The organism is Flavitalea flava (genome assembly GCF_054461575.1).
On record NZ_JBTLQH010000027.1, the window covers coordinates 37,104 to 49,330 of the forward strand.

General features: G+C 45.0%; 8 protein-coding genes. 4 read left to right on the forward strand and 4 right to left on the reverse strand.

The genetic code is table 11. The features are described 5' to 3' along the window. The first annotated feature begins 12 nt into the window (after positions 1 to 12). On the forward strand, positions 13 to 2,400 hold the full coding sequence (locus ACX0G9_RS21160) for a ribonucleoside-diphosphate reductase subunit alpha (RefSeq protein WP_459066950.1): 2,388 nt from the start codon (positions 13 to 15) through the stop codon (positions 2,398 to 2,400). A 108-nt stretch (positions 2,401 to 2,508) separates the two neighbouring features. On the opposite strand, the gene ACX0G9_RS21165 is transcribed toward ACX0G9_RS21160, so the two are convergent. Both ACX0G9_RS21165 and ACX0G9_RS21170 read right to left on the reverse strand, forming a co-directional pair. Further along, entirely contained in the window at positions 2,509 to 4,497 is a 1,989-nt protein-coding gene (locus tag ACX0G9_RS21165; protein WP_459066951.1) for a sialate O-acetylesterase, read from the reverse strand. 57 nt (positions 4,498 to 4,554) lie between these two features. Beyond that, positions 4,555 to 6,282, reverse strand: a complete 1,728-nt coding sequence (locus ACX0G9_RS21170) for a phospho-sugar mutase (RefSeq protein WP_459066952.1) — start codon at positions 6,280 to 6,282, stop codon at positions 4,555 to 4,557. 420 nt (positions 6,283 to 6,702) lie between these two features. Here ACX0G9_RS21170 and ACX0G9_RS21175 point away from each other — a divergent pair, with 420 nt between their 5' ends. From ACX0G9_RS21175 to ACX0G9_RS21185, 3 genes are all read left to right on the forward strand, one after another. Next, positions 6,703 to 8,097 carry a hypothetical protein gene (locus tag ACX0G9_RS21175; protein ID WP_459066953.1) on the forward strand — a complete coding sequence of 465 codons (1,395 nt, stop codon included), beginning with the start codon at positions 6,703 to 6,705 and terminating at the stop codon, positions 8,095 to 8,097. Positions 8,098 to 8,294: 197 nt separating this feature from the next. Then, positions 8,295 to 8,618, forward strand: a complete 324-nt coding sequence (locus tag ACX0G9_RS21180) for a hypothetical protein (RefSeq protein WP_459066954.1) — start codon at positions 8,295 to 8,297, stop codon at positions 8,616 to 8,618. A gap of 101 nt (positions 8,619 to 8,719) precedes the next feature. Continuing rightward, positions 8,720 to 10,012: a saccharopine dehydrogenase C-terminal domain-containing protein gene (locus tag ACX0G9_RS21185; RefSeq protein WP_459066955.1), complete on the forward strand. Its 1,293-nt coding sequence runs from the start codon at positions 8,720 to 8,722 to the stop codon at positions 10,010 to 10,012. Positions 10,013 to 10,029: 17 nt separating this feature from the next. Here the strand turns inward: ACX0G9_RS21185 and ACX0G9_RS21190 are convergent, their stop codons facing one another. Beyond that, positions 10,030 to 11,370 carry a hypothetical protein gene (locus tag ACX0G9_RS21190; protein ID WP_459066956.1) on the reverse strand — a complete coding sequence of 447 codons (1,341 nt, stop codon included), beginning with the start codon at positions 11,368 to 11,370 and terminating at the stop codon, positions 10,030 to 10,032. 73 nt (positions 11,371 to 11,443) lie between these two features. Continuing rightward, on the reverse strand, positions 11,444 to 12,148 hold the full coding sequence (locus tag ACX0G9_RS21195; RefSeq protein WP_459066957.1) for an SIR2 family NAD-dependent protein deacylase: 705 nt from the start codon (positions 12,146 to 12,148) through the stop codon (positions 11,444 to 11,446). Positions 12,149 to 12,227: the final 79 nt, after the last annotated feature.

The window sequence follows — 12,227 nt, forward strand, 5'->3', positions numbered from 1 at the left end:
AATCTATTATATATGTTCGTCAACAAAAGAAACGGGAAAACCGAATCCGTAAAGTTCGATAAGATAACGGCACGCATAGAAAAACTATGCTATGGGCTGGACAGGCGTTTTGTAAATTCCATAGACGTAGCGAAAAAAGTGATCGAAGGGCTGTATGATGGGGTGACCACTACGGAGCTGGACAATCTGGCTGCGGAAACTGCAGCATCGCTAACCGTGAAACACCCGGATTATGCCTTGTTGGCCAGCCGGATCGCTGTCAGCAATTTGCATAAGAATACGATCAAAAGTTTTTCTGCGACCAGTAAATTGTTGTATGACTGTAAAGACAGTAAAACGGGGAAATGGGTTCCCCTGCTGGCAAACGAGATTTGGGATATCATTGAAAAAAATGCTGAATTACTTGATTCTACGATAATCTATGACCGGGATTACGGATTCGATTATTTTGGTTTTAAGACCCTGGAAAAATCTTACCTGCTGAAGGTGGATGGAAAGGTGGTGGAACGCCCTCAGCACATGTACATGCGTGTAGCGATAGGCATTCATAAAGAAGATATAGACAATGCGATCAAGACCTACCACCTGATGAGCGAGCGCTGGTTCACACATGCCACTCCCACCCTGTTTAATGCAGGTACACCGAAGCCGCAAATGAGCAGTTGTTTCCTGCTTACCATGAAAGACGACAGCATCGACGGCATTTATGATACATTGAAACAAACGGCCAAAATCTCCCAAAGCGCCGGAGGAATTGGTTTGTCTATTCACAATATTCGTGCGACGGGTTCCTATATAGGGGGCACCAATGGCACCAGCAATGGCATCATTCCTATGCTGCGTGTATTCAACGATACCGCCCGTTATGTTGACCAGGGTGGCGGCAAACGCAAGGGAGCCTTCGCCATTTACCTGGAACCCTGGCATGCCGATGTATTTGAATTCCTGGATCTCCGCAAGAACCACGGGAAAGACGAGATGCGTGCAAGGGATCTTTTTTATGCTCTCTGGATACCTGACCTGTTCATGAAAAGGGTGGAAGAAAACGGAGAATGGAGCCTTTTCTGTCCACACGAAGCTCCAGGTCTTCATGAACAATGGGGCGCGGAATTTGAAAAATTATACACAAAATACGAAGCGGAAGGCCGTGCCCGGAAAACGATCAAGGCTCAGGATCTCTGGTTTGCCATTCTGGATTCCCAGATTGAAACCGGAACCCCCTATCTCCTGTACAAAGATGCCGCCAACCGGAAAAGCAATCAGCAGAACCTGGGAACGATCAAAAGCTCCAACCTTTGCACGGAGATCATCGAATATACCTCTGCAGATGAAGTTGCGGTTTGTAACCTGGCTTCCCTTGCTTTGCCCCGCTATGTGATCAACGGAGAGTTCGATCATCAAAAATTATATGATGTGACTTACGAGGTAACCAAAAACCTCAATAAGATCATCGACCTGAATTATTACCCTATTGAGGAAGCCAGGAATTCGAATATCCGGCACCGGCCTATCGGCCTGGGCGTACAGGGATTGGCGGATGTATTCATTCTTTTGCGTCTTCCTTTTGAAAGTGATAAGGCCAAACAGTTGAATAAAGAGATCTTCGAGACTATCTATTTTTCAGCCATGACCGCGTCAAAGGACCTGGCAAAAATCGAAGGACCTTATTCGACCTTTGCCGGATCCCCTGCCTCAAAAGGGGTGTTCCAGTTCGATATGTGGGGGGTAGAACCATCTCTCCGCTGGGATTGGTACCGTCTTAAGGACGAGGTCATAAAAACAGGCATACGGAATTCTCTTCTGGTAGCACCCATGCCTACGGCCTCTACGTCACAGATCCTGGGAAATAATGAGTGCTTCGAGCCTTATACTTCAAATATTTATGTAAGACGGGTTTTAAGCGGGGAATTCGTAGTGGTGAATAAACACCTGTTGAAAGATCTGGTGGAACTTAATCTGTGGAACGATGACATGAAAACGAAGATCATCCGCAATAATGGTTCCATCCAGCAGATCGAAGAAATTCCTGCTCCCATCAAAGAGATCTACAGGACCGTTTGGGAAATCAAACAACGTAACCTGATCGATATGGCCGCTGACCGGGGAGCCTACATTTGTCAGTCCCAGTCCCTGAATTTGTTCGTGGAAACGCCATCCGCCAGCAAACTTACCTCCATGCACTTTTATGCATGGAAGAACGGCCTGAAAACGGGTATGTACTACCTGCGGACCCAGGCTGCATCGCAAGCCGTACAATTCACGGTGGAAAAACAGGGTGGTAAAATGGTAGAACCCCTGGTAAGTCAACATAACCTGAAGGTGATCGAAGGGAACAGTGATGCGGACATGGTAGGAGCTACCTGTACCATGGAAGAAGGCTGCGTAACCTGCAGCGCCTAACAGGCATCGTTAAACAAGATTAAATAGGAAGTAAGGCATCCATGGAGATGTCTTACTTTTTTTTATTGGGGATATCTGCATAAAAGGCTACTCGCAAAGAATTTGATTTTATCGCCCCATCTCATATTTGGCATCCTCCGTAACTCCCTTCCATTGGTCTGTCCGAAAGGGGGAAGCAGGGAAACCTTCCAAATTAAAGAAATTCGATTCACCGGCGTCATCCGCCCATCCATACCGTACTGCCTGGGGATTGTCTATTGCATCGCAGGAAACGATCACCGTATTGTTCCTGATTTCAGCTTTGGCATAATGGAATTTTTTATCAGTACCTGCCATCTCAAACCCTTTCAGGTATCCATATTTATCATGTGCAGCAAGCCCTGCTCCTATATGTGAAAAGGTCAGGATGATGGTATTCCCTTTCGTCTGCATGGATTGGTAGATCGGTCCGCTAAACTCCATCGTTTTGCCGTAGAGACTGTTCAACGCAATCGCAGCCAGTCTTATTCCAACGTCCTGTTTATTTTTAGGATGTATATCATGGGGATCTCCGATATCCGTCGTGACAGTCATGCCGGTTGCAGGCAGGGACAGGGTCATGGTTTGGGCTTCGCGTAATTCTGCCCAGCCACTACCCTTGCTGCTATTTCCCTGTTCAGCATCCCAGCTGGACAATTGAACAAAATAAAATGGAAAATTACCTTCCTGCCATCTGCTTCTCCAATCTTCGATCATGAGGGGGAAGGATTTCCTGTATTGATATGCTCTTCCTGCATTGGCCTCTCCCTGATACCAAATGACCCCTTTGATCGAATAAGGGATCAGGGGGTTGATCATGCCATTGTACAGTAAGGTAGGAGAACTGTTAGGGCCAATGTTGCTGCTTACAGAAACTTCCGTAACCCGGAATGACCAATCCCCTTCCAGGGAATGTACTTTTCCTGCTATCGTACATTTCATAGTCCCGGGGTCGCCGTTTATACCACCGCCACCGCCAGTATCTTCTACGCGGACGGCAATACTATTCCTGCCCGGTTTTAATATTCCGGCTGGTATAGTATAGACCCTGTTGTCGCTGTACCGGTTCTTTGTGGATCCAATCTTAATTCCATTCACATAACCGTCGTCGGAGTCGTCGATTTTCCCCAGTTCAAGAATGGCGGGTTTTCCGGCATCCGCTTCGTCCACCATCAAAATTTTTCGAAACCAAACGATCCCATCCAGGTCTTCCAAACCCAGGCCCGCCTGTTCCCAAAGACCGGGTAGTTTCATATGCGCCCAATGGCTATCATCATAAGAAGGATCTTTATATTGCCCGGTTTCTGATGAAGGGGGAATGGAACCCTGAATCTTACCGATGGCCTTCAGCAATGCTTCTTTTTTTTGGCTGGCGGCAGCTTCCTGTTCAGCTCCGGTGGGAAGCCCGGCAATCATATTTTTGAATTCCTCACTTTTTTCGAAAGCACCTTTACTTGTCCAGGTTTCCACATGGGTTCCACCCCAGGTAGTATTTATAAGACCGACCGGAACATGTAACTTACGGTAAAGCTCACGCGCAAAAAAATATCCAACCGCTGTGAAATTCCCGACGGTTTCCTTGCTACATATCTGCCAATCCCCTCCTGCCAAACTGTCCCGGGGAACCAGCCCAATAATAGCAGGCACTTTAAAATGCCGGATCTGGGGAAAATCAGCCTGTTCAATCTCGGCAGATGCACCGTTAACTCCCTGTACCTGGAATTCCATATTGGATTGACCGGAACATATCCAAACCTCTCCGACCAGGATATTTGTAAAGGTGAGACGATCATGCTTTCCGCTTATTACCATTTGAAACGGGCCTCCTGCTGAAACCGGGTCCAGGTGAATCAGCCATTTCCCTTTTTTATCGGCTTTAACCTTTTTGTTCTGCCCATTGAATTGAATGATAACATGCTCACCTGCATCCGCCCATCCCCATATGGCAACAGGCTGATCCCGCTGGATCACCATATTATCCATGAACAAACGCGGCAAACGCAAATTCGCCCGTACAACAGAGGTAGCCAGAACGGTAATCAACAAGACAAATGCATAAAGACCGGTTGTTTTTTTCATATGCGGCAGGCAAAAGGGTGATTAATAATAGCCGTCCTCCATAAGGAGGTCCGGGGGTTATTTCAATTTCATATCCTGGATGATACCATCGATTCTTGCTCCCATAGCGGCATTTGTTTTGTCAAAGACCGAAGGATCGCCAAGTGTGGTATGAACGCTGAAATAAAACTTGATTTTTGGTTCCGTTCCGGATGGCCGGGCCGAGATCTTACTTCCATCGGCAAGAATAAATTGTAATACGTTGGATTGTGGGAGCTGGATCGTCCATTCTTCTCCAGTCTGAAGATTTTTACCGGTATTCAGCTCGTAATCCAATAACTGCACGACTGGCGACCCGTTAATGGTTATTGGAGGATTCTTCCGGTAAGCGCTCATCATATCGGCAATCTCCTTCTGGCCATTCATGCCTTTTTTGGTAATGGAGATAAGCGATTCCTTATAAAATCCGTATTGAACATACAAATCGATCAATTTATCATAGAGACTTCTTCCCTTTTCCTTTTCATAAGCAGCCATTTCACAAAGAAGGGCAACCGCGCTAACTGCATCTTTATCCCGAACCCGCGCGCCCACCATCAGCCCATAACTCTCTTCACCTCCGATAACATAGTTCTCCGTGGCTTCTTTTTCTTTTATCAGTTCAGCGATCCATTTGAACCCGGTAAGTACATTGTAACAGTTGATCCCGCTGCGGCGTGCAATTTCATCGATCAGATCCGTTGTCACTATTGTTTTGACAACCATGTCATTAGGGTTAGATACACCTTTTGCTTTCCGGGCTTCGATGACATAATTGAAGGCCAGGGTGGCCGTTTGATTACCATTCAATAATACCCAATCTCCCTTTTTATCCTTTACGCCAATGCCTACCCGGTCTGCGTCAGGGTCGGTGCCCAAAAGGATATCCGCATCAATTTGTTTAGCCTTCCTCAGGCCTATGCTCATAGCCTCGCTTTCTTCCGGATTTGGATAGATCACGGTAGGGAAATTACCATCAGGGGTGGCCTGCTCATCAACCACATGCACATTGCTAAAGCCAAAACGTTGCAGGACTTCCGGTACGAGTTTGATCCCCGTACCATGAATGGGAGTATATACGATCCGTAAATTGTGTTGTTTCTCAATGATTTCCGGGTAAACAGATAAACTTCTGACCATCCCGATATAGGCCTCATCCATATCTTTTCCGATCATAGTAATATTTGTTTCCCCTCCTCCCCATTTTACCTCTTCTACCGAGGATATCTTTTCAACCTCTTTAATAACATTTTCGTCGTGGGGAGGCACCAATTGTCCGCCATCATTCCAATAGGCCTTGTAACCGTTGTATTCTTTGGGATTATGTGAGGCCGTGCAAACCACACCTCCCTGGCAATGAAGCTGACGGATGGTAAAGCTCAATTCGGGAGTTGGCCGTAGAGATTGAAAAAGAAACACCTTTATTCCATTGGCAGCGAATACATTAGCAGTAGTCTCCGCAAAAAATCGGCTGTTATTACGGCTGTCATGAGCGATGGCAACCCTGATTTCCTGGTTGGGAAAGGATTTTTTAAGATAATTAGCATACCCCTGTGTTGCAGTACCCACCGTATATTTATTGATCCGGTTCGTCCCTACTCCCATGATCCCCCTTAATCCCCCTGTACCAAATTCAAGATTCCGGTAAAAACTTTCCGTTAATTCCGTTGGATTTTCCTGTTGTAACCGGGTAATTTCCTCTTTTGTAGCCTGATCATAGTTCCCTTTGAGCCATAAATCTACTTTTTCCTGTATAGCAGCATCCATATTCGTGTTTTTCTGTTTTAAAAGGTAATTCTCCACCCGCCGACTAATTTCGGTAAGATTGATAATATTAACAAATCTAGGCAGAAAGATTCCCCCCGCTGCACTTTATTATTGTTAGAAATAGTAAATTTGTGACGGGAATGCCTTTGAGGGTTATTCCTGTTCTTGTCTCGTATCTACAATATCCGGTGAAAAAATAGTAGTTGTTATCTGTACCGCCTGATCGTTTATTGATTATTGGTATATCCCGTGGACAAATGGTCCGTCGGCCCACAGGTGTATCTAACTATTTTGTGAAGAGGGGTTCGCCCTGCGAAGCAAACAAACTGTGCCATGGCACACTGGCAAAGGCCAATTATTAATTGTTTTGCATGGCAGGTTCAAGCTAACCAAAGGCCCTTCGACGCAAAACAAACCGGAATGATGACTAAGTATTTGTTATTGCGTGACAACAAACAAACTGGCCCTTATGACCTGGAGGAATTAAGGGTTATGGGGCTTAAAGCCTACGATCTGGTATGGGTTGAAGGTAAAAGTGCCGCCTGGCGTTATCCCTGCGAAGTGGATGGCCTGCGTGCCTTTGCACCGGTTGTTGAAGAACAACCATTTGACCGTTTTTTTAAAAAGCCCTCCCAGGCAGGTAGTTCCAATTCCACTGCACTCCCATTTATAGCTGCTGTTCCGGCTAAAACAAATACCGAAAAAGAGAAAAGAACGATATATGTTACCATGCCGGCTGGCAGGTCCTTTCCTGTAAGCAGGGAAACCGCTCCTGTTCAGTCTATAAGAATACAGGCTCAGCCCATCCTGGTAACAGAATCTGCGCATAATGCAGGCATAACCAAAAAAGAAACACTATCATCTTCTAATATAGAGCGCCCCGTTTCTCCGGCAGTTGCTGAGGAGAAATTTTCTCAATCCCGGGAAGATTGGAAATCATCAGGGGAAATTACACCACGGATTCATAAAAACAATGTTTATAAGATCATGCGTCCGGTGGGGGTAGCCCTTTGCGTATTGATATTATTGACAGCAGGGGTATTTATCGGCATGTCCATCAATAAAAATGCAGGAAATGGAGCCGGCCCTTCGTTGAAAATGGCTGCCTATCAGGGTCCCGCAATCGATCATAACGGAACTGTTTCTGTAACCAACGCTTCCCTGCCCACAGGAGGTAATCTTTCCGTCGGATCGTCAGGTGAAAAATTGCCAGCGTCCCCGGATTCTGTCGCCACTATCATCGGGAAGGGTAATCGAAATGACAGATTAAAGACAATTCCGGCCGTAATTTCGTTGGTTGCCGCCCCTGTTAAACAGACATCGTCGCTTGGAAACAAATCCAAAAATTCGACACTTCTTAAAAACAAGGCCGGGCTTTCCGTTATTCAGAAGACTGCCGACACTGAGCCCCTGCCGGTGAAAGACTCAGCATCCATGGGACTTTCAGTAGTGAACAGGGATGCCTTGCACCGGTCCGACATCCAGAATGATAAAACTGTCATAAAAAGTAACATTTCCAATCAGGTATCTGTAGGTGCTAATAAATATTCGATCGGCACCTTCGGAGGAATTTCTGAATTGCAATTGACAGTTAGCAACCATTCCATTTATCCCCTTGACCTCGTCGTAGTTGAAGTTCAATATATTCAGGCCAACAAAAAAGTATTCAGGACTGAAAATCTTAATTTCCGTGGAGTGGGCCCAGGAGCTGCATTAATGCTTGAAGCGCCGAAAAGCGCCAGAGGCATTAAAGTACAATACAGGATCACCTTCATCAATTCAAAGGAATTAGGATTATCGTATTCGGCAATCTGACCGGAACGATAACAAAAGAATAAGATCGTTTTTTATTCAATTCTTCTCATTTGGCATAGTAGTTGAAAAACTATTGGTCCCTACAACCCTCATCACCTGTCGGTATTCGTAATTAACTGCCTGTTTAGTAGATGATTTCGTGTCCCTGTTCCTTAGAAAAAGCATTAATTAATTATGAACTTTTAAATCCAGTTGGTATGAGAAATGCAGTATTGCAATTATGTCTGGTAGTAATAGGGGTAACCAGCGTACATGCTGTTAAGTTGTTACAGACCTCCTCCATTCACGCTAAAGTGTATCCTGCAGAAGGAGTCGAAAAAGTTTGGGCCATTCAAGGTTCGGATTCGGTCAAAATGATAGGTAATGATGGAGATTATTACCTTACTGCGGTAAATCCCGGGCACTGGAGAGTCCGGATAGATGCAAAAAAACCTTACCGGAATGTTGATTTTCAAGCCACGAATGTAGGTCCGGGAACTTTTAAAGATCTGGGAGAGATCAGGCTGGAAAATAAAAATTAAACATTATTGCTTGCCATTAAAATACGGTAATTTTTTTTAAGGTGTTTTTTTCTAACACCTTACCTTGTGGGTTATTTAAACCCGGAGGAATAATTACCTGTATGAAAAAGATACTATTGTTCGGAGCAGGAAAATCAGCCACTTGTCTGATCAGTTACCTGGTTAAAGAAACGGCCATTCATGGATGGGAACTCCAGGTTGCGGACAGCAATCTTTCCCTGGCACAGTCCAAGATAGGATCGGCCCCTCAGGCAAAGGCTGTAGCCATCCAGGTGGAAAACGATCGACAAAGAGACCATCTTGTAAAAGAGGCGGATATTGTCATTTCCCTTCTCCCTCCTACGCTGCATTTTCTCGTTGCCAGGTCCTGTATTCAATGGGGTAAGAATTTACTAACGGCTTCTTACCTGGATGAAAATATAAAATCCCTTGAATCCTCCATAAAGGCAAAAGGGCTTTTTTTCTTATGTGAAATGGGCCTTGATCCGGGCATCGACCACATGAGTGCTATGCAGTTGATCCACCGGATCAAAAAACAAGGAGGGATAATACAATCTTTTCGCTCCCATACAGGCGGGCTGGTCTCGCCTCTCAGCGATAATAATCCATGGCGGTATAAAATTAGCTGGAATCCACGCAATGTAGTTATGGCGGGAGCGGCAGGCGCCAAATACAAAGAAGATGATCTTTTGATCACCAAAACCTATGAAGAGCTATTCTCCGATTGCCGGGAAGTTACACTAAATGGACTTGGAAAGCTCGCCTGGTATCCCAACCGGGATTCCCTGAGCTATATTCCTGTTTACGGATTGGAGGAGATACATACGTTTATACGTACCACCCTGCGTTTTCCAGCCTTTATAAAGGCTTGGAGCAGCATAATCAAGGCAGGACTGACCAATGATCAGGCTCCTATCCCACCAGGACTCACTTTTTCTGCATGGGCATCTTCAATCGCGCCTTATATAGATATGGAAAATCGGGAACAACTCGACTATCTCGGTTTGTTCGAAGAAGGCCTGATCCCTGAACTGGCAATGACCTCTGCAGATGTCCTGCAAATTTTGCTGGAAACCAAATTGGTGATGAAACCTGACGATAAGGACATGATCGTCATGCTTCACGAGATTGATTATATCCTGGAAAAATCCGGGACAACGGAAAAACATGCATTAAAAAGCAGCCTGATCGTCCATGGAGCAGATAATTTGCAGACAGCTATGGCAAAAACGGTTGGATTGCCACTGGGAATTGCTGCAAAATTGATCCTGGAAGAGAAGATCGGTCTAACAGGATTGCACATACCTATTTTGCCAGCCATTTATGAACCGGTTTTGAAGGAATTAAGCGATGAAGGAGTAAAGTTTGAAGAAACAGATTTAATTATTCCCTGATCAGATCATCTAACAAATCAATTCACCTCGATCTTCAGCGTGTTCCAGATATGATAGGCGATATCCCGAAAAATGATCGTGTATTTTCCTTTTTTCAAATAAAGAAGGTAATTTTTTTTACCCGTTTGCGTATAGGTTTGGTCGGCAGGCACTAATTGCCATGTTTTATTTTCATTCCTTTCCATTTCACCCTGGTAAAAAGCCTGAACAAGATATGCGTTGTTATTGGTTGGTTTAATATATACCATTTGTCTGGTTCCGTCCAAAGACAACCAGGAGGGCCTTCCATCCTGGTAAAGGGTAGGCGGATGAATGACAGTAAGGTCGTAAAGACTATTATTCGTAACATTTACCGCCTCATTGTTGATCAAGGCTACAGAAACAGTTTTTAATGGATATTTCCCCAAATAGGCTTGATAAAATACCCTGCCATAACCAAAATTGCTTTCTTCTGTCATATCCGTTTGGTCGATAGTAAACGGATCGATACCTGACAATTGTTTAAATGCCAGCCCCATGGGTGTATATCCATCTGCCGTCTTTTTTTTACTGATCCGGGCGTAAGCAGCATGTACCAGAATCTTAGCAGCGGTATCATCCCGGAGGATCTGGTAAATATTCCTCGCCTGTACAGAATCCCTTTGCCCGGGAGTATGCAAAGAGGCCGCGGTATCTTCATAGGATACAAGTGTATAGCCAAGATCAAGTGCCGTTCTTACTAATTCCCCAGCCACCGGCTCTGCCGTATAATAACCTGTATGTAAATTCAACCTGGTCAGGCTGTGGTTGGAGAAGTTATTTAGCATTTCCATGGCCAGATAACGGAAACCCTGGCGGTACAGATCGGCCAGTAAAGAAAGGGTAAATGCCCTGTGCTGGGGCTTGGAATAGGCTTCATTGATCATAATCACCCGATGTTGCTGAGCAGCGAACCGGATATACCTGCGGGCATCCACGTGTTCTATATTCTTTAAACCTTCGACCACTTTGAATATTTTCCGTCGGTTTGCATCATCGATACTATCAAAGCTTTTTTCCAGATATAGCATAGCCGACTGGTAATCTCCGGCAAAAGCAAAATACTGACTTAATTCATCGTAATATCCATTATCCGAATAGATCTTTTTGAATTTTGCCTCGTCTTTAAATGCATGATAGAAAGGGAATAAGTAATGAAGATTCCCCTTAGGAGTCAGGGTAAGAACATTCAGCCTGGGACTATAACCAGCCGGAACATTTGTTTTTGCATATTCCTGCAATTGCTCCACAGGCCTGGAAAGAGAGGAAGTCTGGGAAAAAGAGTGCAGCATACCAATGGCCAGGATGCCCGTTAAGAAAATCTTTCTTTTTAACTCCATTTGCCTGCAATGTTAGAAAACTCTTTGTTAGGGAAAGCTTAAATCCTTCCCGGAATACTTAAAAATGCGACATTCAAAGCAGCAAGGCCAGTTTTTCTTTCAACTCTTTTATCCCCAAAGAAGCAGGCTTTTCAATTGTCGTCAGCTTGTTAATGGAAGAAGTGTAGGGAATTTTCTTATCCAGAATAAATTTCGGGATACCGGGAAGGGCATAATCAACCAGACCGGCTGCCGGATAAACGACCAAAGAGGTCCCCACTACTACAAAAATATCAGCTGATCGTACCAGAGGGGCCGCTTTTCCTATCATAGGCACCGCTTCCTCAAACCAGACGATATTGGGACGTAACTGAGCTCCATCGCCCGCCAATTGCCCAAGAAGGATATCCTCCCTGATCTCATATATAAGCGACTCATCGGCCTCGCTACGCATTTTAAAGATCTCTCCGTGCAGATGCAGCACACGGGAACTACCGGCACGCTCATGCAGGTCATCGATATTCTGGGTTATAATATGGACTTCAAATTCTTTCTCCAGTTCCGCCAGTCCCAAATGGCCGGCATTTGGCTCCGCATTTTTTACATCCCGGCGTCTCTGGTTATAAAAATCGAGCACCAGTCCGGGATTTTTTTTCCATCCCCCAGGTGTGGCGACTTCTGTAACTTCATACCCTTCCCAGAGTCCATCGGAATCGCGGAATGTCTTCAATCCGCTTTCCGCACTAATGCCTGCCCCGGTAAGTACGACCAATCTTTTTTTTGGCAAACCTGTATTCATATGATGGTAGATTACTGTTAATTTATTACCTGTAAATTAAGGAAATCTATATGCGAACCTTCCTGGCAAGGCCAGGCGA